At 50.9% G+C, this 26,663-nt stretch carries 29 protein-coding genes and 1 tRNA gene; all 30 read right to left on the bottom strand.

The features are described 5' to 3' along the window. Positions 1 to 32: 32 nt before the first annotated feature. On the bottom strand, positions 33 to 1,160 hold the full coding sequence (locus EDM56_RS25350; protein ID WP_122920730.1) for an amidohydrolase family protein: 1,128 nt from the start codon (positions 1,158 to 1,160) through the stop codon (positions 33 to 35). A 255-nt stretch (positions 1,161 to 1,415) separates the two neighbouring features. Continuing rightward, positions 1,416 to 2,699 carry a 3-phosphoshikimate 1-carboxyvinyltransferase gene (gene aroA, locus EDM56_RS25345; RefSeq protein WP_122920729.1) on the bottom strand — a complete coding sequence of 428 codons (1,284 nt, stop codon included), beginning with the start codon at positions 2,697 to 2,699 and terminating at the stop codon, positions 1,416 to 1,418. A 21-nt stretch (positions 2,700 to 2,720) separates the two neighbouring features. Beyond that, complete coding sequence (locus EDM56_RS25340; protein ID WP_122920728.1) at positions 2,721 to 3,821, bottom strand: prephenate dehydrogenase; 1,101 nt, start codon at positions 3,819 to 3,821, stop codon at positions 2,721 to 2,723. A gap of 88 nt (positions 3,822 to 3,909) precedes the next feature. After that, complete coding sequence (hisC, locus tag EDM56_RS25335; protein WP_122920727.1) at positions 3,910 to 5,007, bottom strand: histidinol-phosphate transaminase; 1,098 nt, start codon at positions 5,005 to 5,007, stop codon at positions 3,910 to 3,912. Positions 5,008 to 5,034: 27 nt separating this feature from the next. Beyond that, positions 5,035 to 5,853 (bottom strand): tryptophan synthase subunit alpha, encoded by an 819-nt coding sequence (trpA, locus tag EDM56_RS25330; RefSeq protein ID WP_122920726.1) that lies wholly within the window; start codon positions 5,851 to 5,853, stop codon positions 5,035 to 5,037. Position 5,854: 1 nt separating this feature from the next. Beyond that, positions 5,855 to 7,078 carry a tryptophan synthase subunit beta gene (trpB, locus tag EDM56_RS25325; RefSeq protein WP_122920725.1) on the bottom strand — a complete coding sequence of 408 codons (1,224 nt, stop codon included), beginning with the start codon at positions 7,076 to 7,078 and terminating at the stop codon, positions 5,855 to 5,857. After that, positions 7,056 to 7,709, bottom strand: a complete 654-nt coding sequence (locus EDM56_RS25320) for a phosphoribosylanthranilate isomerase (protein ID WP_122920724.1) — start codon at positions 7,707 to 7,709, stop codon at positions 7,056 to 7,058. Before EDM56_RS25320 ends, trpB begins: the two co-directional genes overlap by 23 nt. Further along, positions 7,709 to 8,512 carry an indole-3-glycerol phosphate synthase TrpC gene (gene trpC / locus EDM56_RS25315; protein WP_122920723.1) on the bottom strand — a complete coding sequence of 268 codons (804 nt, stop codon included), beginning with the start codon at positions 8,510 to 8,512 and terminating at the stop codon, positions 7,709 to 7,711. The genes EDM56_RS25320 and trpC overlap by 1 nt, the downstream gene beginning before the upstream one ends. Then, positions 8,502 to 9,527: an anthranilate phosphoribosyltransferase gene (trpD, locus tag EDM56_RS25310; RefSeq protein ID WP_122920722.1), complete on the bottom strand. Its 1,026-nt coding sequence runs from the start codon at positions 9,525 to 9,527 to the stop codon at positions 8,502 to 8,504. Before trpD ends, trpC begins: the two co-directional genes overlap by 11 nt. After that, complete coding sequence (trpE, locus tag EDM56_RS25305) at positions 9,515 to 11,044, bottom strand: anthranilate synthase component I (RefSeq protein WP_122920721.1); 1,530 nt, start codon at positions 11,042 to 11,044, stop codon at positions 9,515 to 9,517. Before trpE ends, trpD begins: the two co-directional genes overlap by 13 nt. A 292-nt stretch (positions 11,045 to 11,336) precedes the next feature. Beyond that, the gene (gene aroH, locus EDM56_RS25300) at positions 11,337 to 11,705 is read right to left on the bottom strand and encodes a chorismate mutase (RefSeq protein WP_122920720.1); all 369 of its coding nucleotides are present in this window, start codon (positions 11,703 to 11,705) and stop codon (positions 11,337 to 11,339) included. Then, the gene (gene aroB / locus EDM56_RS25295) at positions 11,702 to 12,805 is read right to left on the bottom strand and encodes a 3-dehydroquinate synthase (protein WP_122920786.1); all 1,104 of its coding nucleotides are present in this window, start codon (positions 12,803 to 12,805) and stop codon (positions 11,702 to 11,704) included. The genes aroH and aroB overlap by 4 nt, the downstream gene beginning before the upstream one ends. 2 nt (positions 12,806 to 12,807) lie before the next feature. Then, a complete protein-coding gene (gene aroC / locus EDM56_RS25290; RefSeq protein ID WP_122920719.1) occupies positions 12,808 to 13,968 on the bottom strand; it encodes a chorismate synthase in 1,161 nt (386 codons plus the stop codon). A gap of 362 nt (positions 13,969 to 14,330) precedes the next feature. Beyond that, positions 14,331 to 14,474, bottom strand: coding sequence for a hypothetical protein (locus tag EDM56_RS31595; protein ID WP_183192583.1), 144 nt, complete (start codon positions 14,472 to 14,474; stop codon positions 14,331 to 14,333). A gap of 127 nt (positions 14,475 to 14,601) precedes the next feature. Continuing rightward, on the bottom strand, positions 14,602 to 15,381 hold the full coding sequence (locus EDM56_RS25285) for a CheR family methyltransferase (protein ID WP_122920718.1): 780 nt from the start codon (positions 15,379 to 15,381) through the stop codon (positions 14,602 to 14,604). A gap of 135 nt (positions 15,382 to 15,516) precedes the next feature. Beyond that, positions 15,517 to 15,960 (bottom strand): nucleoside-diphosphate kinase, encoded by a 444-nt coding sequence (gene ndk / locus EDM56_RS25280; RefSeq protein ID WP_122920717.1) that lies wholly within the window; start codon positions 15,958 to 15,960, stop codon positions 15,517 to 15,519. 84 nt (positions 15,961 to 16,044) lie between these two features. Next, positions 16,045 to 17,010 carry a polyprenyl synthetase family protein gene (locus EDM56_RS25275; protein WP_122920716.1) on the bottom strand — a complete coding sequence of 322 codons (966 nt, stop codon included), beginning with the start codon at positions 17,008 to 17,010 and terminating at the stop codon, positions 16,045 to 16,047. 10 nt (positions 17,011 to 17,020) lie between these two features. Further along, entirely contained in the window at positions 17,021 to 17,881 is an 861-nt protein-coding gene (locus tag EDM56_RS25270) for a menaquinone biosynthetic enzyme MqnA/MqnD family protein (protein ID WP_122920715.1), read from the bottom strand. Positions 17,882 to 17,887: 6 nt separating this feature from the next. After that, positions 17,888 to 18,490 (bottom strand): UbiX family flavin prenyltransferase, encoded by a 603-nt coding sequence (locus tag EDM56_RS25265; protein ID WP_122920714.1) that lies wholly within the window; start codon positions 18,488 to 18,490, stop codon positions 17,888 to 17,890. After that, positions 18,487 to 19,353 (bottom strand): UbiA-like polyprenyltransferase, encoded by an 867-nt coding sequence (locus tag EDM56_RS25260; protein WP_122920713.1) that lies wholly within the window; start codon positions 19,351 to 19,353, stop codon positions 18,487 to 18,489. The genes EDM56_RS25265 and EDM56_RS25260 overlap by 4 nt, the downstream gene beginning before the upstream one ends. A gap of 42 nt (positions 19,354 to 19,395) precedes the next feature. Continuing rightward, a complete protein-coding gene (locus EDM56_RS25255; RefSeq protein ID WP_122920785.1) occupies positions 19,396 to 20,115 on the bottom strand; it encodes a demethylmenaquinone methyltransferase in 720 nt (239 codons plus the stop codon). A gap of 6 nt (positions 20,116 to 20,121) precedes the next feature. Beyond that, positions 20,122 to 20,955 (bottom strand): heptaprenyl diphosphate synthase component 1, encoded by an 834-nt coding sequence (locus EDM56_RS25250; RefSeq protein ID WP_122920712.1) that lies wholly within the window; start codon positions 20,953 to 20,955, stop codon positions 20,122 to 20,124. A 97-nt stretch (positions 20,956 to 21,052) separates the two neighbouring features. Then, complete coding sequence (locus EDM56_RS25245) at positions 21,053 to 21,568, bottom strand: hypothetical protein (protein ID WP_122920711.1); 516 nt, start codon at positions 21,566 to 21,568, stop codon at positions 21,053 to 21,055. Positions 21,569 to 21,645: 77 nt separating this feature from the next. Then, positions 21,646 to 21,864: a trp RNA-binding attenuation protein MtrB gene (mtrB, locus tag EDM56_RS25240; RefSeq protein WP_122920784.1), complete on the bottom strand. Its 219-nt coding sequence runs from the start codon at positions 21,862 to 21,864 to the stop codon at positions 21,646 to 21,648. 46 nt (positions 21,865 to 21,910) lie between these two features. Next, positions 21,911 to 22,606, bottom strand: coding sequence for a lytic transglycosylase domain-containing protein (locus EDM56_RS25235; RefSeq protein WP_246009529.1), 696 nt, complete (start codon positions 22,604 to 22,606; stop codon positions 21,911 to 21,913). 169 nt (positions 22,607 to 22,775) lie between these two features. After that, a tRNA-Pro gene (locus EDM56_RS25230) sits at positions 22,776 to 22,852 on the bottom strand. A 135-nt stretch (positions 22,853 to 22,987) separates the two neighbouring features. Then, on the bottom strand, positions 22,988 to 23,554 hold the full coding sequence (gene folE, locus EDM56_RS25225; protein WP_183192587.1) for a GTP cyclohydrolase I FolE: 567 nt from the start codon (positions 23,552 to 23,554) through the stop codon (positions 22,988 to 22,990). A 195-nt stretch (positions 23,555 to 23,749) separates the two neighbouring features. Continuing rightward, entirely contained in the window at positions 23,750 to 24,022 is a 273-nt protein-coding gene (locus tag EDM56_RS25220; protein ID WP_122920708.1) for an HU family DNA-binding protein, read from the bottom strand. Positions 24,023 to 24,249: 227 nt separating this feature from the next. Beyond that, positions 24,250 to 25,728: a stage IV sporulation protein A gene (gene spoIVA / locus EDM56_RS25215; RefSeq protein ID WP_122920707.1), complete on the bottom strand. Its 1,479-nt coding sequence runs from the start codon at positions 25,726 to 25,728 to the stop codon at positions 24,250 to 24,252. A 195-nt stretch (positions 25,729 to 25,923) separates the two neighbouring features. Continuing rightward, the gene (locus tag EDM56_RS25210; RefSeq protein WP_425456359.1) at positions 25,924 to 26,652 is read right to left on the bottom strand and encodes a hypothetical protein; all 729 of its coding nucleotides are present in this window, start codon (positions 26,650 to 26,652) and stop codon (positions 25,924 to 25,926) included. Positions 26,653 to 26,663: the final 11 nt, after the last annotated feature.

Raw genomic sequence — 26,663 nt, 5'->3', positions numbered from 1 at the left:
GCTGATGGGCGAAGAAAAAGCCCCAAATGGGGTTATAGCACGTAGGAAAATGGCTTCAAGCCGCGGAGTAGCTTTCCAGACCCTGGGGTCGCTTGGTGGACTCCATCCTGGTACACCCATCTTCCACGGGACATCACGCGCGCAGGAAGACAGTTTTCGCTAAAATTCAAGTTAGTTGATAAATCAAAATTTGTCAACCATTCATCTTTATGTAAAAAAAATAAATCTGCGTCTGCCCCAGGCAAGATCGCCCCTTTTTGCGGATAGCAGCCCGCCGCTTTCGCTGCATTGGCGCTCGCGAGCCGTGCAATGAGTGGCAGCACATCATCAGGATTCCACGCCCTTCGTTTCGGCGGAAGAACGATTTGTTCCGGACCGCACATGACGGGCAGATAATGATGCCAATGGGCGATCAAATAGGCGAACACCGCGTGGCACTGTTTGACGTCCAGATGGGTGTTTGCATAATAAGGTGCGTTTAAGGATAGATCAAACGGATTGGCATGTCCGATCAAGGAATGGATTCTTCCACGTTGTGTATGATGAAGCCAGCGCCCAATGATCTCTCGGCGCTGTTCGTGTGTGAGTTCCTCCCGGTTGATTATGTTAAGCTCCAGCGAGAGACGGTAAAAGTGCAAAACGGAAGCAAGCTTGTCCCAATTCAGCTTGTCCAGCTCTGCCGCATCTCTCACGCGAACCTGCACCAGCCGGACGCCACCCACACCTGCCAGCTCGCGAACGCGCTTTGGCGTGCATTGCCCGGCTTCCAGGGAGAACTGGCATGCATAATCTAACGGACTATTAAAATGTGTCGCCAGTTGATAGGCTGATTGCTTGTGATCCATCCATGGCTCGAGCGCTATCGTGTCGATCAGCATGGTAATTCCTTTTTGGATGAAGCCGAATATCGTTGCCATATAGTGATCCGCATCGCGAAGCTGGCGAGCTTGCATGCGTGTGAATGACACAAACCCAGGCATGATATAATAATTGCTCGCATCGATTGTTTCTACATACGAAGCATAACGTGGTACCACCGGCTCCGGCGTTTCACAAGAAATCCGCTTCACTTTGCCATCTTGTACCCAAAGGTCGGCCACACGCATTCCATAAGCGGAAACAATCGTTCCGCCTCGTATTTGCAAGATGTCTTGTCCCATTTTTATCCCTCCGCTATGCCTATCACACCTATCATGGTACAAGCATATGAAGGAGATAAAAAAAAAGAACCGCCGTTTATATGTAAGCGCATTCAAACGGCGGCAGCACACCCGTGCTAATTATATTGGATAGGAGTGGAGAGAAACCATACTGTACTTTTAATTATATTCAAATCTTATCAACTGTCAAATATTTTTTTAAAGGACAACCCCGAAAGGTTGTCCTTTATTTTAGGCAGCTTTTATGCCCGCTTCTTATTTGCTTGAAATCGAATCGAGCAAAGCCGCGAAACCAGGGAATGACACATTGATCGCCTCTGCGTTTGCGATCTGCGTCACCCCTTCTGCCGACAAACCGGCGATCGCCATCGCCATCCCGATCCGGTGGTCACCCATGCTATCGATTGAGGCGGCTTTCAGCGATGTTTTACCCTTGATGATCATGCCGTCATCCGTTGGCGTGATGTTCGCCCCGAACTTGGACAACTCGGATACAACCGTCGCAATGCGGTCTGTCTCCTTCACCTTCAATTCTTCGGCATCGCGGATCAGTGTCGTTCCGCTCGCTTGCGAAGCCAATACCGCAATCACTGGGATTTCGTCGATCAACCGCGGAATGATTTCTCCTTCAACGACCGTGCCTGTCAGCTCAGAATGGAATACGTGCAGGTCGGCAACCGGCTCTTCGTTGACCACTCGCTCGTTCACGAGATCGATGCGTCCACCCATCGCGCGAACGACATCGACGATGCCTGTGCGGGTCGGATTCATGCCCACGTTTTCAATGACTAGCGAGCTGCCTGGCACCATCATGACCGCAGCGATCAAGAACGCTGCAGAAGAAATATCCCCTGGGACAGAAATTTCGCGTCCTACCAAACGTTGTCCGCCTTCGACGGAAACCGTGAGCCCGTCGCGAACCACTTGGACGCCGAAAGCAGCGAGCATCCGCTCCGTATGGTCACGGGAAAGATGAGGCTCGTTCACGCTCGTCACACCTTTTGCCTGCAAGCCTGCAAGCAGGATCGCTGATTTGACCTGCGCACTCGCAACTGGAGAATCATACTGTATGCCGCTGAGCTCTGTGCCGCGAATCGCGAGCGGCGTAAACTCGCCGTTTTTGCGGCCGTCGATTTTCGCCCCCATTTGTCGCAGTGGACCTACTACTCGGCGCATCGGACGCTTGGCAATCGATTCATCGCCTTCGAGTACGACATGAAACGGCTGGGTCGACAGGATTCCAGAAATGAGGCGGATCGTGGTCCCTGAATTGCCTACATCCAGCTTCTCTTTCGGCTCCTCAAGCCCAAACCATCCTTTTCCGTGCACGACCACTTGATCGTCCTGCTGTTCAATTTGAATACCCATACGGCGGAAACAGCTGATCGTGCTCAAACAGTCTGCACCAGGCAAAAAGCCGCTGATGGTGGTTGTCCCCTCTGCCAATGCGCCAAACATGACGGCACGGTGTGAAATCGATTTATCCCCAGGGACACGCACGGTCCCTTGAATGCTCTTCACTTTTTGTATGCGTAACAAAAATTCCACGTCCCCTATCGTCTATTCTCTGCGGTACACATTGTACTCGAAGAAGCGCAGCATCGCTTCCCCTTTTTCCAGCTCGTTCTCGTTGCGGAAGGTGATGCGCAGGACGCCGAGCATATCCTCGCGCGCTTCAAGAATTTGCAGATTTGTGATGTTGATGTTTTTGGTCCCGAGCAACGTCGTGATTCTGCCGATCTCGCCCGGGTGGTCGGGAATATCGATGTACAAATCGTAGAGTGCTGGCAGCGCACCTTTTTGACGCTCAGGTAATCCCTCGCGGAAATTGCGCGCTTCGCGGAAAAATCGTTCAATCTCGTCCCCATTACCTTCTGCGACCAAATCGAGGATCTGATCCATCGATCGCTTCCAATCGTCACCCATCTTCAACATGTACTCCCGATTGTTCAGCAGTACATCGCGCCACATCCGCGGATTGCTCGATGCGATCCGGGTGATGTCGCGAAAGCCGCCTGCAGCCAGACGGCGGTGCCATTCGTTCTCCTCGTTGTATCCGCCGACCAAATTGACGAGCAGAGCGGCGATGATATGCGGGAAGTGGCTCACGGCGCCGACGACGCGGTCATGCTCGTGCGCATCCATGACGATTACTTTTGCATTGGTCAAGGAAACGAGCGCTGACAGGCGGGACAGCTTCTCTGCCGGTGTGTTGGGGCCAGGCGTCAATACATAGTAGGCATTTTCGAACAGCCGCTCAAGCGCCGCCTCGACGCCGGACTTATGAGAACCAGCCATCGGGTGCCCACCTATGAAAGTGATGTCAGATGAAAACAGCTCGCCGGCATACTCTACGATGCCGGCTTTGGTGCTGCCCACGTCGGATATTATCACCCCAGGTTTTAACATAAGCGTAGACAATTGATTCAACAAGGCATAAATCTGCTCGACAGGCGTTGCACAGATGATAATGTCGGCCTCGCGCACAGCTGTCTGCAGGTCAGTTGTCCCTGCATGGATCAATCCCTTGTTTAATCCTTTGTCGATAAAGTCCTCCCGAACATCAAAGCCGATAATCCGGTTGTCGGGATCATTGCGCAGTGACAATGCGAGCGAACCGCCGATCAGGCCGATTCCCAGCATTGCGATTGTCGTTTTCATCTCCACGGCCTCTTTCTCTCTTTAAAGTGTGTTAGTGCCCAGTGCGAAAAGATGCCGGTCACGATGCCGGCATCCCATTAGGCCTTACTTATTTACTGACAGTTTCCTGCAGCAGGTTTTCCAATACAGTGAGCAGCTTGGCGTTCTGCTCAGGCGTGCCAACCGTGATCCGTTGGTAGCCTGGGAAGCCCAGCGCTGCGCCGGATCGTACGATCAGTCCGTTTTTCAACAGCTTTTGGAACAGCTCTGTCGAATCTTGCTTGAAATCGACCAAAATGAAGTTGGTTTGCGATGGGTAGTAAGACAAGCCCCACTCATCGAATTTGTCAGTCAGCTGTTTCATGCCTTGGCGGTTCAGCTCGCGGCATTTCGCGACGAACTCCTGGTCGGTAAGCGCTGCGCGGGCAGCTACTTGTGACAAGGAGCCTGTATTGAATGGCTCGCGCACGTGATTCAAGTCGTTGATTACTTTTTCGGAAGCGATTCCGTATCCGATACGCATCGCTGCCAAGCCGTAAATTTTCGAGAACGTGCGGAGAATGATCAGATTCGGATATTTGTCCAAAAGCGGTACCGTTTGCGGATACTCGGCATCCACAACATATTCGTAATACGCTTCATCCAGCACGACCAAGACGTCGGAAGATACTTTGTCCAACAGTTGAAGCAGCTCCGCTTCGGTATTAATTGTACCAGAAGGGTTGTTCGGATTGCACACCCAGAGAACACGGGTTTTCTCGTTGACAGCAGCTGCCATCGCTTCGAGATCGTGCACACCGTTTTTCAAAGGAACTTCAATCAGCTCCGCTCCATCGATCGTTGCATTGGAACGGTATTGGGAAAACGTTTGCGTTGCCATTACCGTATTGACGCCTTCACCCAAATAGGTGCGGCAGATCATTTGCAAAATTTCGTCAGAGCCGTTACCGAAAATCAGCTGCTCCGGCTTGACTTGCAAAAATTTGGCCAAATCCCAGCGCAGCTCCATCGTGCCGCCATCCGGATACAACGCCAGATCGTTCAAATGATCGATGATCGCTTCTTTTGCTTTCAGGGAATAGCCATATGGGTTTTCGTTGGAGGCCAGCTTAATAACCTCTGTCAGCCCCAGTTCACGCTTCACTTCATCGATAGGCTTGCCTGGTTGATACACAGGTACACCTAAGATTCGTTCTTTTGGTAGCATGTATGTCACTCCAAACAGGTTTTTTGGTTATTGTAACGCACTTGCTAAATTTTGTACAAAGGTTTTTACGTTCCCAATTCCTTCTTGGAGGCTTTCTTCCGCTTTCAGCAGAGGTAAATTCCGCTCGATTTCCTGCACGATTGCACTGCCGACAATGACGGCGTCTGCGTACGTAGCGACATCTTTCACTTGCTCCGGTGTAGAGATGCCGAATCCGACCGCGATCGGCGCGTTCGTGCTTTCGCGCACTTTGCCGAGGAATTGGTCTAAGTCACCGCGCAGACTTGAGCGCGTGCCCGTCACGCCGAGCGATGATACGCAATAGAGGAAGCCTTCTGCCTTTTGCCCGATTTTGGCGATCCGCGAATCTGACGTCGGTGCGACCAACGATATTACGTGTAGGTCATGCTCCTTTGCAATCCGCACTGCCTCCTCATTCTCTTCGATTGGCAAGTCTGGAATGATGACGCCATCTGCTCCGTTTGCCGCCAAATCCGCGAAAAAACGCTCCAATCCGTATTGCAGCACGGGATTCACATACGTAAACAGGATTAGCGGAGCCTCGACGCCAGCCTGACGAAGCCGGGAGACGAGCATAATCACATCACGAATGGACACTTGACCAGCTAATGCGCGCTGGGAGGCGCGTTGGATCGTCGGTCCGTCTGCGAGCGGGTCTGAATACGGCACCCCTAGCTCGATGGCATCCGCGCCAGCAGCGATAATCTCTTTCACCAATGCAAAGCTCAGCTCAATCGAAGGATCACCGATAGTCAGAAACGGGATGAACCGTTTCTTCGACCGGTCGGCAAATAGTTGATCAATGCGGTTTGTCGCTTGACTCATCTTAGTGATCCCCCTTCATTTTCTTTTCCAGTGCTTCTTGGATCGTATTCACATCTTTATCGCCGCGGCCGGATAAGCATACAACGATTGCGTAATCTTTGCTTTTGGTCGGTGCAACCTTGATTGTTTCCGCCAATGCATGCGCGCTTTCCAATGCCGGAATGATGCCTTCCGTGCGGCACAACAGTTCCACGGCATGAAGCGCCTCGTCGTCAGTGACTGACGTGTAGTTGACCCGTTCCGTGTCTTTCAAATAGGCATGCTCAGGTCCAACCCCCGGATAATCGAGACCAGCCGAGATGGAATGAGCCTCTTGCACTTGCCCGAACTCATCCTGCAGCAAATAGGTCATCGCGCCGTGAATCACACCTGGGCGGCCTAATGTCAGTGTAACGGCATGCTTCGTCGTATCGATGCCATGTCCAGCAGCCTCTACACCGCGCAGCTTCACATCGTCCTGTAAAAACGGATAAAACATACCGATCGCATTGCTGCCGCCGCCGACGCAAGCAATGACCTCGTCTGGCAGACGTCCCAGCTGCTCCTGTACCTGGCGGCGCGTTTCTTCCCCGATAATCTTTTGGAACTCGCGAACCATGTAAGGGTATGGATGCGGACCCACGACGGACCCGATCACATAAAACGTCTCGTCCACTTGTGAAACCCAATACCGGATCGCCTCATTCGTCGCGTCTTTCAGTGTTCGCGTACCCGACAGAGCCGGCACAACCTCAGCTCCGAGCAGCTTCATCCGGAACACGTTGAGAGCTTGGCGACGAATGTCTTCTTCCCCCATAAACACTTTACAGGAAAGGCCGAGCCGCGCTGCCACCGTCGCGCTCGCCACGCCATGCTGGCCTGCGCCGGTTTCGGCGATGATTGATTTTTTCCCCATTCGCTTCGCCAGCAATCCTTGGCCGAGCGCGTTGTTGAGCTTATGTGCACCTGTATGGTTTAAATCCTCGCGCTTGAGGAAAATACGCGCTCCCCCGAGCGTTTCGCTCAGCTGCTCTGCGTAATAGAGTGGCGTTGGACGGCCGGAGTAGTAACGCAGCAATTGATTCAGCTCGTTCGTGAATGCCGGGTCTTTCTGCGCTTCTGCAAAAGCAGCCTCTAGTTCTTCCAGAGCCGTCATCAGCGTTTCCGGAACAAATTTGCCGCCGAACGATCCGAACCGACCGCTTGCGTCAGGTACGGTTGTTTTAGGAAATATGGTTTGGGACATTTTCTCTCACCCTTTTCATGAATTCTCGAAGCTTCTGTTCATCTTTCACGCCATCGGTTTCGACACCGCTCGAAACATCGATCGCCTGCGGCGCAAAGGAAGCGAGCAGCTCCCCGACATTTTGCCCATCGATACCACCGGCGAAAACGCTTGCCTGACCCGCGGTCTCTTCCATCAGTTGCGGAATCGCCGCCCAATCGAAGCGTTTGCCCGTGCCCCCTGCCATGTCGGCTGAATACGTATCAAACAAATAACCATCTACACTCGGGCGGTATTGCGCAAGCGAGGATGCGGAAAATCCGGGCTTACCCACGGAGATCGCCTTCCACACCTTTTTGCCAAACCGCTCTTTCACTTCCGCGCAAAAAGCCGGACTCTCCTGTCCATGTAGCTGGATCACATCGAGGTTCGCATATCTGAGCACCTCGTCAAGCTCTTCGACCGTCGGATTCACAAAAACTCCGACTGGAACCGGATGATTTTCGACCGCGGCGAGCAAACGTCCTGCTTCCAAGCCGCTGATCTGGCGTTTGCTCGGCGCAAACACGAAGCCGACATAGTCTACCTGCAATTCAACGAGCAGCTGCAACGTCTCTTGCGTGCGGATGCCGCAAATTTTCACATGCGTCATTACGCTTCCCCCGCTTTCGCAGCCGATCGTTCGCCCATCAGTCCAATCACCGCTTGAACGATGTCATCCTGCCGCATGAAATGCTCACCAATCAGCACAGAACGCACTCCTGCCTCTTGCACAAAACACAGATCATCCGGTCCAGCAATGCCACTTTCGCTGACCACCGGAATGCCGGGGATCTGTTTGATCAATTCTGCCGTCGTCGCCAAATCAGTCGTAAACGTGCGAAGATTCCGATTGTTGATACCAAGTAGTTTTGGAGTGACAGCACGATAAACTTTTTCGAGTTCCTCTTGATTGTGTACTTCTATCAATACATCAAGCGTCAGAGATGCCGCCGTTTGGTGCAAGTGGCGCAGCTGCTCTTCATCGAGAATCGCCGCAATCAACAGGATGCAGTCGGCTCCGTTCGCGCGCGCCTCCACAACCTGCAGCTCATCGATGAGAAAATCTTTGCGCAAAAGCGGAACCGATACGGCCTGGCGAATGTCTCGCAAGTAAGAAAGCGAGCCTTGAAAATAGTTCACATCGGTCAATACGGAAATGGCCTCCACTCGTGCCGCTTCATATGCTTTTGCAATTTCTACAGGATGAAAATCTGCACGAATGATCCCTTTAGATGGAGATGCCTTTTTCACCTCTGCGATTACACTCACATTGCGTTCACTTTGGGTCAACGAACGGATATAGCCCCGCGTCGCTCCCATCGCCTCTGCCTGTGTAAGCAGATCGTAGATTCCCGTTGTTTTTTTCAACACCGCGAGCTCTTCTTTTTTCGTTTCGACGATTTTATGAAGCATGCGTCATTCCTCCTGCAACCTCGCGAATCTCGTTCAATTTTGCGATGACGTCTCCACGGTCGATCAGCTCTGCCGCACGGATGACGCCGATTTCCAAGGATGGTACCCGATCAGCCAAATACAGGATCGCTCCGGCATTCAGCAGGACGATATCTCTAGCAGCCCCACGTTTCCCATAAAACACTTCGCGGATGATTGTGGCATTCAATGCGGCATCTCCGCCGCGGAGCGCTTCGAGCTGGTATGTGCCCAGCCCGAACTGCGTTGGTTCAATCGTATAGGTCGTGACCACGCCATCGCGCAGCTCCGCGATTTGGCTTGGCCCGGTTACGGTCAGCTCATCCAATCCGTCATCGCCCGCGACAACAAGAGCACGATCGACACCCAGCTCACCCAACACTTCGGCAATCACAGGCAATAGCTTGCGATCGTAGATGCCGAGCAGCTGCCGTTTGGCCCGTGCCGGGTTGCACAGTGGACCCAGCAAATTAAATACGGTGCGGATCGCCAGCTCCTTGCGCGCGCCTGCCGCGTGTTTCATCGCTTGATGATAGAGCGGGGCAAACAAGAACGCCAGGTTGGTTTGACGCAAGCAATCAGCAGCAGCTTCCGGAGAAAGCGAAATCGGAATTCCCATCGCCTCGAGCACATCGGCACTCCCGCTTTTGCTCGAAACAGCGCGATTGCCATGTTTTGCGATTTCAACACCAGCCGATGCTGCTACGATCGCAGCTGCTGTGGAAATGTTAAACGTGTCGGCACCATCCCCGCCCGTGCCGCACGTATCCACGAGCCGTTCACTGGCGATTGGAAACGAAAGCGCACGCTCACGCATCGCTTGGGCGAACCCGATGATCTCTTCCGTCTGCTCCCCTTTCAACCGCAGGGATGCTAGGAATGCGCCGATTTGCGCCTGTGTCGCAGCGCCGTCCATGATCTCTCCCATCGCCTGGCGTGCCATCTCACGGTTCAAATGAAGTCCTCTGATGATTTGGTTGATCGCTACTTGGAGCATACGTTTTCCCCCTCCCGACGAAACAGTTGCTCTGCCTTTTCCAAAGCCCGGAACATCGCGCTCGCCTTGTTCACCGACTCCTGGTATTCCATCTCGGGAATGGAGTCTGCGACAATTCCGCCGCCTGCCTGGATGTGCGCCTGGTTGTCTTTGAACAAAATGGTCCGAATCGTAATGCACGTATCCATATTGCCGGTAAAGCTGAGGTAGCCGATCGAGCCAGCATACGTATGACGCGCATCCGGCTCAAGCTCAGCGATGATTTCCATCGCACGCAGCTTAGGAGCGCCTGAAACCGTTCCTGCCGGGAAGGCGGACAGCACGGCGTCGAACGGATCGAGGTCGTCGCGCAATTGACCGGAGACGTGTGACACCATGTGCATGACGTGCGAATATTGTTCGATTACCATCTGTTCTTCCACTTTGACCGAACCATACCGTGCAACTCTGCCTACGTCGTTGCGCCCCAGGTCGAGCAGCATCGTATGTTCGGCACGCTCTTTTTCATCAGCAAGCAAATCTTTCGCCAGCTCTTCATCTTCACGTGCCGTTGCGCCGCGTTTGCGCGTGCCTGCGATCGGCCGAATCTCAACCTTGTTATCCTCAACGCGGACCAAAATCTCGGGCGATGTTCCAACCAATGTTGTGTCCGCATACTGCAGGTAGTACATGTAAGGAGACGGGTTCAGCGTTCGCAGTACACGATAGACGGAAAACGGATCGAGCGCAGTATCAACAGTGAAACGCTGCGACAGCACCACCTGGAAGATGTCCCCCGCCGCAATGTAGTCCTTGGCGCGCTCTACCATTTGTTCGAAAGCAGGTTTCGACATGTTCGACTTGATCGTTAGCCTGCTCGCTTGCGCGGCTTCCGATGTCACATGGCGCTTCTGTTCCGGGTGCGCCGCATCATCGGTGATCCGATGAGCCAGTTCCCGAATGCGCTCGCACGTTTGCTTGTATTTTTGTTCCAGCTCTTCAGGCGATTCAGAACCTTCGATGTGCAAATTAACGATCACTTGAATTTCCTGCTTCAAATGGTCAAATGCGATCAGCTCATCGACGAACAGGAAGCGCAGGTCCGGCACATCGAGCACTTCACGCTTATGCGCTGGCAACTCTTCATAGTAATGGAGCGTATTGTATCCGAAAAATCCTACCGCTCCGCCGCTAAAACGAGGGTAATCGGCAAGCTGCGGACTGCGATACTGCTTCATCCTCTCGCGCAACAGCTCAATCGGATTGCCTTCCTGCTTTACGATTGGCGTATCGCGTCGTGACAGAGTAATCGCCGTTCCTTTCGCCTCTAGCGTCTCGAACGGGTTCAGCCCGATGAACGAATAACGCGCCCACCTCGAACCGCCTTCTACACTTTCGAGCAAAAAGGAATTGTCGGTGCGAATTTTCTGATACAACCGGATTGGCGTTTCTTGATCGGCTAATACAGTCATGCGAATGGGAATCATGGAATACTGTGGGGCCAAGGATGTGACCTCTGCAAAAGTGGGGGTAAACATGACAAATCACCTCTTCGTTTTGTACGGAAGAGGGTTGGAGGATGAGAGGAAAGCGGAATGTGTGACATGCAAGGTGTTGCCATACAAGCGCATGACGACCCTTGCAGCACGAAATGCAAAAAAATCCAGGGCGAACCCTGGATTTATAGACCGTGCCTATAAAACCTAGCTTCTCCTCATCTCATCTCTTCTCAACCTGACTCTTCTCAACTGAACTCTGCTCAAACACTCTACTCAAAAAGCTAAGTAACGATTGGTTATTATCTTAATCTAAGGGCACGTGAAAAGTCAACTAACGATTTGCCAAATCCGGACGCAGCTTCACCGCTTCACGCAAGAATACGTGATGGATGTCCTTGTTGCCTTTTTCCGTGTTGATGTGCATCATCACGCGAATGCAGCGTGGCAAGCTGCCAGGAACCGGAATTTCTTGCGCACAGGTGAGTGGCACATCGTCCCACCCTTCCAGGTTGCGTGCGCCCTTGGCAGGAAACGCAGCATTCAAGTCCTCGGTCGTCGTAAAGAGCACGCTGGCTATATCGTCTACTTTCAGATCGTTTCTCGCGACGATTTCACGCACCAGTTCTTCTGTCGCCGACCAAATCTCTTCCGCGCTGTTGGTTTCCACCGTGATGGCTCCTCTTACCGCCCTAACGCTCATTTCTGTCTCCTCCCCGCTGATTCGCGCATTACCTGCAAGATCAACGCTTCATCCACGTTTTTTACGATTTCTACTTTTCCGATTGTTCGTGGCAAAATCAGGTTGAACCGGCCCGCGACACCTTTTTTGTCTCTGCGCATGGCTTCCAATACGTCATATGGATCGAATCCATCCGGCCATTCCGTCGGCAGATGATAACGAGCCAGCAACCGCTTGGTCCGCTCGCTTACACCTTGCTCACACAATCCCATCTTTTCAGCCAGCTCCGAAGCCAGACCCATGCCGATCGATATCGCTTCTCCATGATTGAGCTGGGAATACGCCGCAATTGCTTCAAAGGCATGTCCGAACGTATGGCCCAAATTCAGCAGAGCACGGGTGTCTTGCTCTGTTTCGTCTTCCGAGACGATTTGCGCCTTGATCGCACAACCGCGCTCGATGGCCGTCGCGATCAATTCCGGCTCCAATTGATTCAACGCTTCCGCATTTTCTTCGAGCCAGGCTACAAATTCTTCTGCCGAAATCAACCCGTGCTTGACCACTTCGGCAAATCCTGCAGCGACCTCACGTCTTGGCAAGCTCGTCAACGTATCGGTATCATAGATAACCGCAAGCGGCTGGTGGAAGGCACCGATCAAGTTTTTGCCCAGCTTGTGATTGATCGCAACTTTACCGCCTACAGAACTGTCATGGGCAAGAAGCGTGGTAGGCAGCTGGATGAATGGAATCCCGCGCATGAAAGAGGCCGCGACGAAGCCGGACAGATCGCCGACCACGCCGCCACCCAGCGCCAAAATGACCGATTTCCGGTCCAACCCTGCCGCAATGACTTCACCCATTACGCGTTCAAACACATGGAAGCTCTTAGCTTGCTCGCCGCCAGCCACAACGGATGAATGCACCGTGTAACCTGATTCACGCAATGATTGCAAGAGTGGCTCTAAATAAAGCGGAGCCACGTTTTCATCGGTGATGACATACAACATTTGTTTTACAGACACGCCAGCCTCTGTCAAAAACGCAGGCACGCGGCTCAACAAATTTTTGCCGATATGAATCGGATACGAACGCTCTCCCAGTTCTACACGCAATGTTTTCATCATTAGAATTGCTCCGTGTACGCTTTGTATTGCACTACATTCTCTAGCATGTCGTCCAGCGAGTCAGACGGGAACTTTTCACACATCGCACGTGCGATCTCAAATGCGACCGCAGCCTCTGCCACCACGCTTGCCGCAGGCACAGCGCAGCTGTCAGAACGCTCGATGCTTGCAGAGAACGGCTCCTTCGTATCAATGTCTACGCTCATGAGCGGCTTGTACAGCGTCGGGATTGGCTTCATTACGCCGCGCACGATCAACGGCATGCCATTTGTCATACTGCCTTCCAAACCGCCAGCGCGGTTGGTGCTGCGCGTATAGCCATTTTCCTCGGACCAAACGATTTCATCGTGTACTTGCGATCCAGGCTTGCCCGCTGCTTCGAATCCGATTCCGATTTCAACGCCTTTAAACGCCTGGATGCTTAACACCGCTTGCGCCAGACGGCCGTCAAGTTTGCGATCCCACTGTACATGGCTACCAAGTCCGATCGGCAATCCTTCTACACGTACCTCTACGATACCGCCCAGAGAATCTCCGTCTTCCTTTGCATTGTCGATCAGCTGCATCATTTTTAGCTCAGCGTCTTTGTCCAAGCAGCGAACAGGAGAGTTTTCGGTTACTTCGATCTGTTCGTCGATTGGCAGCTCGATTCGCTCCGCTACTACCTCTCCGATTTGCGTTACCTGTCCGGCAACTTGAATGCCAAATGCTTCAAGCAGCTGACGAGCAACCGCTCCAACAGCTACGCGCATCGTCGTTTCCCGTGCGCTTGAACGCTCGAGGATGTTGCGCATATCGCGCTGATGGTATTTAATCGCACCGTTTAAGTCAGCATGTCCTGGACGTGGGCGGGATACGCGGCGACGGGCTTCGCCCTCCTCCACCGGCTCCACGCTCATGATGTTTTGCCAATGGGTCCAGTCTTTATTTTCAACGACCAGTGTAATCGGCGCCCCTGTTGTCAATCCGTGTCTTACCCCGGACAGCACCTTCACCTGGTCTTTTTCGATTTGCATTCTTCGGCCGCGGCCATGACCTTTTTGACGCCGCTCCAATTGAAAGTTGATTTTCTCCACAGAAAACGGCAGGTTGCTTGGAACCCCTTCAATAATCGCGGTCAGCTGTGGTCCGTGGGATTCCCCTGCTGTTAAGTATCTCATTACTTTCTCCTCCTACCCTCTGCATACCCTTTAATGCTTTTAAGCGTTATCATATCACACCTGTCATCGTGATGAAAACTGCTATTTAGAAAACTTGGCTGCGCCTACGCTTTTAATTGGCGTAGCCTTAGTTGCACTTATGCTGGATCGGAATCGTCTCAGTTCCGGATCTGTATTAGAAAACTTGGCTGCGCCTACGCTTTTATTGGCGTAGCCTTAGTTGCACTTATACTGGATCGGAATGGTCTCAGATACCGATCTGTATTAGAAAACTAGGTCGCGCGCATGTTATTTTGGCGTGGCCTTCATTTCATCTAGAAAACAAAAATGCTTCCCGAAATGGAGAAGCATTTCGCCTTATTTCAGTTCGTTTGCACCGGACGCTGGAAGCGGTCAACCATCAGCAGATCATGCAGCTGCGTTTTTTCCGCGCCCAAAATTTGACCGCACTCTTGCAGGGTAATTAGCCCACGCCGGTACGCTTCTATGACTTTTTGTTTATCCAATGAAAAACCCCCCTTGAAGACTTGGCGAGCCCATTCGCAAGCGAGCCGCTTACAACCTATGCATAAAATGTCTCGGTCTTCTTATTTTTGGAAAGTTCTTGGAGGTATATACTTCCGCACATTGGATTTACTCGATTTTTCGGTAAAAAAATGTATCTTCCACCTCAAATTGATACTGCTGCGGCTGAAAAATCTGCTCGGTGCTACCTACGAACAGGACGCCGCCCGGCTTGAGGGCACGACTGAACTTGTGGTAAAGCTCATGTTTCGCTTCTTCTGTAAAGTATATCATTACATTTCGGCAAATGATCAGGTCAAATCCGCTATCAAATTGTTCCGCCAGCAAGTTGTGCTTTTTAAACTGGATCGGATTTTTCACCTCATCGGCGATCCGATAGCTTAGCGTATCTTTGACGAAATATTTACTGAGCAAATCTTTCGGGCAGTCTTGCAAGGAACGATCCGTATAGATCCCTTGCTTGGCTTTGATCAATGCCCCTTCATCAATATCGGAAGCGATGACCGTCGACTCCCGAAAAAGCTGATTGCGCAGTAAAATGAGCGCAAGCGTATATGGTTCCTCCCCTGTCGAGCAGGCCGCACTCCAGCATTTCAGTCGGCGCGACGTTTTGGACAGACGTGGCAAAATTTTCTTCTCCAGCACATCCCATCGGCTCGGATTGCGAAAAAATTCGGAGACATTGATCGTCATCCGATCCAGAAACTCATAAAACAGTTCTTTGTCTCTTGTGATGGCGTCGAAATAGCTCGTAAAGCTTTGATAGCCTCGTTTGAGACGGAGGGATGTGAGGCGGCGCTTCATTTGCGCCTCCTTGTACAAAGCGAGGTCGATACCTGTTTTTTGTTTAACACTAGCAATAAATTGTAGAAAATCTCTATCTTCCATCCAGTTACTTGCTCCCCCCAGCTTTAATTCCATACCCTGTAGATGCGATTTCGCCTTTTATCGCCATTTCTCCTGCCGTTATGACAAAAAAAGACTCCCGAAATGGGAGTCTTTGTCGATATCTTGAACGATTGATTAGATCCAGCGTTGGATTGTTTTCTCGAAGGAAACAACCTCATCTTGTCCAAACCACAGACCGATTTCACGCTCAGCGCTTTCCGGGGAGTCGGAACCGTGGATGATGTTCATGCCAACAGATACAGCGAAATCGCCGCGGATCGTGCCAGGAGCTGCGTCAACTGGGTTTGTTTTACCCATCATGTTGCGAGCTGTTGTGATTACGTTGTTACCTTGCCATACCATTGCAAATACAGGGCCAGAAGTGATGAAGTCTACCAGCTCACCAAAGAAAGGACGCTCTTTGTGCTCTGCATAGTGTTGTTCAGCCAGCTCACGGCTTACGCTCATCAGTTTGCCGCCAACCAGTGTGAAACCTTTTTTCTCGAAGCGAGCAACGATTTCACCAATCAGATTGCGTTGTACACCGTCAGGTTTAATCATGATAAATGTTTTTTCCATTTGTATAGCCTCCGTCTTGCTTATGTATTTTTTGCGAATAACGCCAACGTGAATTGTATCAAAACTGGCGCTGCCAAGCAACCCTTAGAATTTTCGGCCAATGATGTAATGCCCAATCTCGAGCAAAGACTTCTTCGTTTTGCCGGCTGGCAATGGCTCCAGCTGTTCGCATGCCCTTGCAATGTAGCGTTCAGCCAGCTGGTTGGCATAAGCGATGCCTTCCCCTTTGCGGATGAGACTGATTGCCTCGTCCATGTGGTCGGTCAGCGTATTGTCGCGAATCCAAGCCTGGAGCTTCTCCCGGTCTTTCCCGACCGAAATGCTGTAAAGCGTAGGCAGCGTAATATTGCCTTGGCGCAGGTCGCTGCCCGCTGGTTTGCCCAGCTGCTTTTCCGTCCCGGTGAAATCGAGAATATCGTCGGTAATTTGGAATGCCATGCCCACATTGTAGCCGTACAAAAACATGCGGCGCACGATATCAGGCGACGCATCCGATGCGACAGCGCCCAACTGGCAGGAAATCGCGATCAACAACGCCGTCTTCCGCTTGATCCGACGCAAATAATTTTTCAGCCCTTGATCAAAATTGTACAAGTCGCGAACCTGCTCGATCTCGCCTTTGCACATCACATTGATCGCTTTGGCCAAAATCTGGTGGATCTGCGGATTTGTCAGCTCAGACGCGATTTGCAGCGCTTTGGCAAAAATGTAATCGCCCGCATACATCGCAACCTTGTTGTCCCATTTTGCCCGGACCGTCTGGCTGCCACGGCGCGTCATCGAGTCATCGACCACGTCATCATGCACCAACGTCGCCATGTGGATGAGCTCAAGCGGTACCGCGACGCGTTTGAGCTTTTCTATGTCATAGTTTCCCCACTTACCGCCTAAGAGCACAAAAACAGGGCGAATCCGCTTGCCCCCTGCCTTCAAGAGATGGGTAGACGATTTGTACATCTCGTCGTACGACGTATCGATCGCACGCTCCAGCTCTTTTTCAATATATTGCACATCACCTTTTAATTGGAGATAGATATCAACAAGGTTCATTCATCCACACCTAATTCGTTATCGTCGTTTTCGAATGGGCAGTACCGTCCCAAAGCGTCACTTTTACCGGTGAAGGCAAAAGCCCCATTTCGTATGCGCATTGAAAATAATGTTCCAATCCTTTGCGGTCTTGCTCCGTGAAATGATAGGACAAACCTCGGAAATAAACGTCCCACCCTTCAGCATTGCCGCCGTATCGCTCGATCGCTCCCTCAATCAAGCGATCGAAAAGTTCCAGGCTTTTCGTTTTGCTAGCTAAAAAAGCAGCGTGAACATCCGCAAGCAGCGCTGCGTTCTCCTCGATCGCCGCCTTACGGACCGCCCAGACGGCAAATGTCATCGGGTATCCGGTTTGGTTTTTCCACAGTTCCGCTAGATCATATACATGGTACTCTTTGTGGTTGCGGTATGCAAGCAATGCGTCATCCCCGATTAAAAGACAGGCATCTGCATGCTGCATCATTGTCTGCAAATCCGGCTCCTCAGTCTTGTAGCTGACCTGTAGCCCCAAAAACTTTTGCAAGATGATTTTCAGCAAATTGACAGACGTCGCAGACGTATTGGTGAGCGAAACCGTCGCGCCGTTCAGTTCTTCCATCGGACGCTTGCTGAACAAATAGATAGAGCGCACTTTCCCGTCTGCCGTCACCGAAAGGCCCGGCAATGCGAAATAATCGTCAGCATGCTCGCCATAGCTGAACGACGAAATAGGGCCGACATCAATGTTGCCTGCGGCCATCTCGCGATTTAGCTGGGCCGGAACTTGCTGAAAAAAATCGATACGGTCGCAAAACCGTTCCTGATCAAAAAACAAATAGACTGGTAGCGTATTGCTGTAGGAAATCTGGCCGATGCGCAAGTGCTTTTTCATCGCGCATTACTCCCCCCAACGTCGGAACAAACTATGCGGAATATCAAGAGCATCCAGCGTTTTGCCGACGACAAAGTTCACGATGTCATCCAGCGTCCTCGGCTTTTGATAGTATCCTGGCATGGCCGGCAAAATTTTTACGCCCAATTGACTGAGCGTCAGCATGTTTTGCAGATGAATCGCGTTAAGCGGTGTCTCGCGAGGAACGAGCACCAGCTTGCGCCCTTCCTTGATGCAAACGTCCGCCACCCGTTCAAGCAGATTGCCAGATGCGCCATGGGCAACACCAGAAAGCGTCCCCATCGAACACGGGACGATTACCATGCCGTCGCCTCGATGGGAACCACTAGCCGCCGGACAGGAAAAATCACGTAGCGTCCAGTAATGCAGGCGACCCGGTCGATCACCTTGAAACGTCTGTGCGATCAACCGCTCCCGATCGGACGTATCCAGCTCGAGTTCATCGTGAAACACTTGCCAACCAGCTTCCGTAATGATGAGATGCACGGTATGCCCGGCGGCCAATAGCTCCTGCACAAGTCGAACGCCATAGATGGCCCCGCTCGCCCCCGTAATCCCCACTGTCAGATTTTTCACAGGACCGGTCATGAAATCACCCGATCAATCATAGTGAAAACAAACATGACGCAGCTCAAGATACCATTCATTGGGAAAAAGGCGATATTAACTTTGGACAGATCGTTCGGTTTGACCAAGCGGTGCTCATAAATCAAAATCAAAGCAGAAATGATCACGCCCAGCAGGAACCAAACGGAAAGCGATGCCATCAAATAAAACGTGAACAAGCCGATTACGGTAATCGCATGGCACACACGCGCAATCATCAAGGCTTTGGAAATCCCGAAACGACTTGGTACCGAATGCAGGCCCGCGTTTTTATCGAACTCGAAATCTTGGCACGCATACACGATATCAAAGCCGGTTGTCCAGAGCGCAACGGATATGAACAGCACGATCGCAGCCAAATCGACTTGGCCAGTCGTTCCGATCCAACCGCCCAGCGGCCCGAATCCAATCGCAATCCCGAGGACAAAATGGCACAGCCATGTAAAACGTTTCATATACGAGTATAGAATGAGGACAAAAACAGCCAACGGCAACAATTCCATCGACAGCATGTTTAATTGCGAGGCTGCGATAAACAGCAAGACAAACGACACGACAATAAAAAGGACCACTGCCTTCACCGAAATTAATCCGGCCGGAATCGCGCGCATCGCCGTCCGGGGATTTCTCCCGTCAATGTAGCGGTCAATCAAGCGGTTCAGCGACATTGCTGCCGAACGTGCCCCTACCATCGCTACCGTCACCCAAAGGATTTCCCACCAGGTCGGCCACGTGCCTTCCACGACCAGATTCCCGAGGACCGCACCCATAAAAGCAAACGGCAACGCAAAGAGCGTATGCTCAAATTTGATCATTTCGAATAGGATCTTCACTTTGTTTATCATGCTTTGCACTTCCGTTCTGTCATAACCATTCTCGTCTGGTTCTTAAGATTTTGTACCGATGTGCAGCGCCGCAACGCCGCCCATGAAAAGCTTGACCTGCACAGGTTGCAAACCAGCAGCCTGGAACATTTCGGCCAATTTCTTGCTGTCTGGGAAATTGGTCAACGACTGCGGAAGCCACGCGTACTCCTGGTATTTGTTTACCGTCATTTTCGCGATCTGCGGCAAAATCTTGTAAAAATAAAAGTAAAAGAGCTTGCGGTACGGAATAAACGGCGGCTTGGACACCTCAAGGGACACGACTTTTCCACCTGGCTTGACCACTCGCGTCATTTCATTCAGCACGCGCTGAACGTCCGGAACGTTGCGCAGCGCAAAGCCGATCGTCGCATAATCAAATGTATTGTCATCATAAGGCAAATTCATCGCGTCCGCATTGACCAGCTCGATCCCCTCGTGAATCCCGAGTTGCTCGATTTTGTATGCGCCTACATCCAGCATGTTTTGGCTGAAATCAAGGCCAACCACGTTGCCAGTTTTGCCGACGGCATCCGCCAGGCTGATGGTCCAATCGCATGTCCCGCACGCGATATCGATTGCGGCTTGTCCGGGCTGCACATTCAGCTGCTTCATTGTATAGTTGCGCCATGCCACATGGCTGCCGAAGCTGATCACATTGTTCATGCGATCATATTCATCCGCAATGCTTTCGAACACGGAATGGACAAATTCTGCTTTTTGCTTCATCTGTTCTTGATTCACAGGCACCTACAACTCCTCGACTAAGCGTTTCAACCGGCTTACGCGGTGCATGATGCGCGAGGTTACCCAAGAAACAGCCCGTTGATTTTCGATCGATTGGAAGCTGCGCACCATTTGTTCACACACACCAAGCCATTCCATCGCCTTTGCTTCGACCGATGTCAGCACTTGTGCCACAGGCGAATCGCTTTTTGGTGTCAAGTAGCGGGAAAAGCCAAACGGAAGCCGTTGACCCCATTGCAGTTGCTCCCATTCGCCAACCATGCCTTCTACTGCTGACGTCTGTTCAAACAAAGACTTCCAAAACTTCTCCACCGACGCATCGATGGAAAAATGCTCGACAAAGCGGATATAAAGCGCCGTATCAATCGTTTTCCGGAGGGATACATAGCTCTCCCATGTCAATTGATTTGATTTTTCGAGCAGGTATAACCGCATCTTCGCCTCATTCACCACTTGAATCGATTCTGATAAAATGCGGATCGCCATAACTTCCCCTGCTTTCGCCAACAGATGGTAGTAATGGCTGCTGAACAAATCGCCTGCCAACACCGTCAATTGACGGTTTCGGTCTGCGGTCTCGCCAGCTTCGTAGTGGGTTTTCACCGTTTCATGGGTATCGAGGCCGAGCTGCATCAGACCTGTCGCTGTACACAATGTTTTAGCGCGCTCCGAACCCAGTCCCGCATCGCATAAAAAAACAAACAGAAGGGCAAGCCGATTTTCCGCAAGGCCAGGATAATCGACATACTCCTTCAAAAACGGAACGGATGCAAGCCGTCCGATCCGCTCATTAATTTCCTGCATGTCTTCCGCTAAAGAGAGTGCATACTTGCTCATGAAGCTCCTCCAAACTGAAAAGGCTTCTCCTTGAAGCCTTTGACCTAAGCTGTTACTGCTTTCCATTCATCAAGTTCCAGTATAGCATACAAATCAATCAGGGACTAATGTTCTCATGAAAAAAGGGATCAATCCGTACCTGAAAGCTGCTTTCCACATAGCTCTTAATCGCTGGTAAATCGTTCGGGTCAATCGGCTCGCCTTCTTGCAGCGGCCGTTTTGCGGAGATGGCGACAAGCAGCTTGGCTGGTTGATCAACCGGTTCTTCCATCAACCGGAAATTCAGCTGCTGTACGTTTTTGGTCAAGGCCAGCGCCTGATGCACCAACAAATAAAAGTCGCGGTACGCTTGCTCTAGCAGTGCAGGCTGATTTTCTGAGACTAGCAAATCGACATAAATCGACTGTTCCTCCCACTTTACACGCTTAATATTATAATGAGTTGGCAGGAAAGTAAATAAATCTACCACATTTTGCTTCGTCAGGACAAGCGGCTGGTTTTGTCGAAAAGTAGGCACCGCGTTTGGGTTATTCGAACGTATCGAAGGTAAAAACGACAACAGCATTGCCAGCAATGCAGACATCATAACGGCCGCCAGGAGATTGCGGGGCATAGACATCCCTCCCTCACTCCCATTCTACAAATAAAAAAGGCAGGCTATGCCTGCTCTTTTTCATTAAATACGCTCTTTTATTCGGTAGTATCGATTACGCCGTGGCGGGTAAGAATGACTGCTTTACCGCGAACTTTAATGGCGGATGTATGCTCGGTAAACTGTGCCAGCATAACCTCGCCTTTGTCGAGCTTTTCTGTATGGTGGAAACGGGTATCCGTGCCTCTGGTCAAGCCAATCACATGAACGCCATTTTCTTTGGCTTTAATCACAAAAAAATCTTGGTTCGTTGCCATTTGATCCCCATCCTTATTGTGTTCCACAGCTTTTCCCCCTAACGGATTACCTTGTTTCATTCAAGCGACCGGTGATTTTTGCAACATACTTTTGCGTTTCGAGTGGCAATTCACCGGCTTTGGCGTCAAAGTCGCGATCCGTAGCGATTCCCAAACGATCGATCCGACCTGGGCCAGCATTGTAAGCAGCTAACGCCACTTTTACATTTCCATGATATTTTTGCAGCAAACCGCCGAGATATTTAGTTCCTCCCGTAATATTTTGCACGGGGTTGAATGAGTCATTCACATTCATGGAACTGGCAGTCGCGTCCATCAGCTGCATCAACCCTTTTGCACCAGCTCCCGAGATGGCGTTCGGGTTGAAGTTCGATTCGGCGCGAATCACTTCCGAAACGAGGTTATTGTCGACGTGAAAGCGTGCCGCAATCCGTTTTACTGCATCCATAATCTCCGATTTTCCTGCTGGTGCTGATTGGCCAAAACCGCTCCCCATAGCGGATGGAGAGTTGTCATCCGATAACGTGGGAGACCCATCCAGATCTGCCAGCACTTCCTCTGCAGAAATGACGCGTTGATATTTCGAAAGTTCCGTGTCCAATAGATCACTGAACATCTGGTCGGAGAAAGCTCCATCGCCACTCGCGTTTTGCGTAAGATCCGAGCCGAGCGCGTTCGAAGTTGTTCCGTTTATGCTTGCATATGTATTTGCAGGTAAAAAACGCAGGTCCATTTTCATCATTCACCAGCCTGTCCGTCTACTCTACTTTTCATTATAGTGGAATCGCCGTATATCGCCAAGTTCTCTTTTCAAAGGCACTTCAATCGCATCCGATAAAAAAGCACCTCCCCTGCACATAAGGTTACAGGCGGAGATGCTGCTATCGTCGCAATCGTATGTAAATAGAAAATGGTCGGAATGCAGGGATTCGAACCCTGGACCTCACCCACCCCAAGGGTGCGCGCTACCGGGCTGCGCCACATCCCGACGAACAATTTCAGTATAGGTAATCTTTACAAAAAAGTCAATATCCATCTAGAGTAATTTCGATGAGAGTGAAAAGAAAGGCACGTTTCTTTTTCTTCGAAAAACGTACCCTTCTATCGTTCTCCCGGTTGGCGCTTAGTCCTTGATCAGGCTGAGCACTTCTGCGCGTTGCGCCGTATCCGTCTCGAACGTACCTCTAGCTGCCGATGTGACAGTTTTGGCACCCGGCTTCTTCACGCCACGCATGGTCATGCACATATGCTCTGCCTCAACTACCACAAGCACACCATGTGGCTGAAGCTTTTTCATGATAGCGTCCGCCACGGTGGAAGTAATGCGCTCTTGCAGCTGCGGACGACGCGAAACCGTTTCCACAGCGCGGGCGAGCTTACTCAAGCCAACGACTCGGCCTCCCTTTGGAATATAGGCGACATGTGCTTTCCCGAAGAACGGCACCAAATGGTGTTCGCACATCGAGTAGAACGGAATATCTTTAACCAATACCAGCTCTTCATGATTTTCACTGAAGATGGTTTCAAAATACTGTTCCTCATCCACTCGCAAGCCCTCAAAGGCTTCTGCATACATTTTCGCTACGCGTTTCGGCGTATCCAACAAGCCTTCGCGATCAGGGTCTTCGCCTACTGCTTCCAGAATCATCCGGACCGCTTGCTTAATCTTTTCATGATCTACACTCATGATTCTACCTCCCTAAACTCCCAGCCAAACAGCAAGAAACTGCCTTCTCTTAGTAACCAAGCCCATCTTACCATAATGCTACAAAAAAAAGCAAAATTTTAGCGGTTGACCGAAAGTGAAAGAAAAAAGCGTCCGAATGAAATATTCGAACGCCTTTTTTGTATGTAGCCATTTCTGGTTTTTGTGTGAGAACTACAATTACTTAATGGAGTCCTTCAACTGCTTACCAGGTTTGAACGCTGGGATCTTGCTGGAAGCAATTTCGATTTCTTCACCAGTTTGTGGGTTACGACCTTTACGAGCCGCACGCTCACGAACTTCGAAGTTACCGAAACCGATCAGTTGAACTTTGTCTCCTTCTTTCAGAGCCTCAGCAATCGCATCGAGAACGGCATCAACCGCTTTCGTTGCATCTTTCTTCGTCAGTTCGGTGGTTTCTGCAACCTTTGAGATCAATTCTGTTTTATTCATTTCTTGTTCACCTCCCCTCAAAGGAATGGTATATGGTATTACATGTGTTTACCGAAAAGTGGGTTCTTATACGCATTTCATGCGGTTTTTCGCGATCTGACAAGCTTATAGTAATACACCACTCATTCAAATTCAAGCATTTCATGCCGAAGAGGATGCAAAAAACGCAAAAAAGGACTCCAGTTCTGGAGCCTTTTTCGCGTAAGCACGATTTTTGGACGTTGGTCCTATAGGATGATTGCGATCAATCCGCCCGATCCTTCGTTGATGATCCGTCCCAATGTCTCTTGCAGCTTGTAGCGGGCGTTGTCTGGCATCATGGTGATTTTGGCTTGGATTCCTTCGCGCACGATCGAGTGGAGCGAACGCCCGAAAATATCGGAATTCCAGATCGCGAGCGGATCTTTGTCGAAATCCTGCATCAAGTAGCGAACGAGCTCTTCCGACTGTTTCTCCGTTCCGATGATCGGAGCGAACTCCGACTCCACATCCACACGGATCATATGGATCGACGGAGCAGTTGCCTTCAGACGAACCCCGAAACGTGGACCTTGGCGGATCATCTCCGGTTCATCCAGCGTCATTTCATGCAGTGACGGAGCTGCGATTCCATAGCCTGTGGACCGCACCATGTGCAACGCTTCCGCTACCTGGTCGTACTCTCGCTTGGCATGGGCAAATTCCTGCATGATTTTGAGCAAATGGTCTTTCCCGCGAATCTCAACGCCCACAATTTCCATCAAAATGCGGTCGTACAGGTCGTCTGGCGCGTACAAGTCGATCTCAGCGATCCCTTGCCCCATATTCATTCCCGCCAAAGCCGCCCTGTCGACAAACTCATAATCACTGAATAAGCCGACGACGCGGTCCACATCGCGCAGACGTCGTATATCTTTCACCGTGTCACGCACGGCTTCTTCATAATTTTGGCGAAGCCAGTGTCCATTTTCTAGTACCATGACCCAACTTGGCAGATTCACATTCACTTCATGAACCGGGAACTCAAACAACACTTCGCGCAGGAGCAGCAGTACTTCCGATTCGGACATATGGTCCACCGAGAGCGCCACAACCGGCACATCGTATTTTTCCTGCAGTTCCATGCGCAACGCTTGCGCTTCATCCGAGCGTGGTCGCGTCGAGTTAACCAGGATAACGAACGGTTTGCCCACTTCTTTCAGCTCACTTACAACGCGCTCCTCCGCCTGAATGTAACCTTGGCGAGGAATTTCCGCAATGGAGCCGTCCGTTGTGACGACGATCCCGATGGTCGAATGCTCCTGAATCACTTTGCGCGTACCAAGCTCTGCCGCTTCTTCGAAGGGCACCGGTTCTTCATACCACGGAGTGTTTACCATCCGCGGGCCATTTTCGTCTTCAAATCCTTTTGCACCTTGAACCGTATATCCGACGCAGTCAACGAGGCGAACGTTAATGCTCAAGCCTTCTGCAACGCTGATTTGCACGGCTTGATTCGGCACGAACTTAGGCTCAGTGGTCATGATGGTTTTGCCTGACGCACTTTGCGGCAATTCGTCGGTTGCACGGATTTTTTCGGCTTCGGATGCAATGTTCGGGATGACGACCTGCTCCATAAAACGCTTGATAAAGGTAGACTTACCTGTACGAACAGGTCCTACGACCCCGAGATAGATGTCGCCTCCCGTACGCTCTGCAATGTCTTTAAAGATGTCGATACGTTCCACCTTCGATGACCTCCTTCTGATTGTCTATTTTACTCTATGAGCTTTTTTTTGAATTATCCCTCTCTTGTGATAACGGGAGAGATTCTCGCACTAGAAACTTGGACAATAACAATATATGTGTGTATGAAAAAGATAGAACAGGAAACAAAACAAAAAAAACGATCCCTTGTGTTTAGAGGGATCGCATTGGTTTCGTTATTGCAATTTTAGCAGTACAGGGTCGCCGTTTTCCATTGTGTACGGAAACGATTTGGCCGGAACGAACATGGATTCACGTGCCATTACGTAGCGTGGGTCCGTATCCTTTGTAACCTGCGCTTTCGTGCCGCGTAGGATGCTGGCGATATCGGATGCGTAGTCGATGCCCACGTCTCCTTTTTCGTTCATGATAAGCGGCAGGAATGTCTGAGAGACCAAGCTGTTCACCTGGACCTCTTTCATGCGGATGGCATCATAATCAATCGTGTAATAGCCATTGCCAAGCTCCTGTTTGGTAGGCAGCTGGTTTTTTGAGCCCACGTAGCGGTTGACGGCCTGCTGCACATCCGCTACCTGGCTCACCATACTGAGGTTGATCAAGCGTACGGTCGGCTTCGTTTCGACATCGATCAGGACATACATGTAAACGCCGCCTTTTTCAAACGCATTGGCGGGCACATCTGGTATGTATTTAGGCATCATTTTGGTGAAATCGATCTCATATTTTTCAAAAATTGGTGTATCCAGCTTTTTTGTCACGATCGGGAGCACGCCCGTTTCTTGATGAAACTGGTCGATCGCCTTTTGCGTCGCTTCGAGATAAAACGTGCTCGGCACCTGATTTTCCGCTCGTCGCTCTTTCGGATACATACATCCCGACAACAGGATGGATACCAAAATAATTAGTAATACTTGGGTTACGATTGTAGCTTTGCGTGCGTTCAACGTCAAAATCC

This window comes from Brevibacillus fluminis (genome assembly GCF_003710825.1).
GTDB lineage: Bacteria > Bacillota > Bacilli > Brevibacillales > Brevibacillaceae > Brevibacillus_D > Brevibacillus_D fluminis.
Note: the sequence above shows the minus strand (reverse complement) of the source record. Positions and strands in the feature narration are given on the sequence as shown.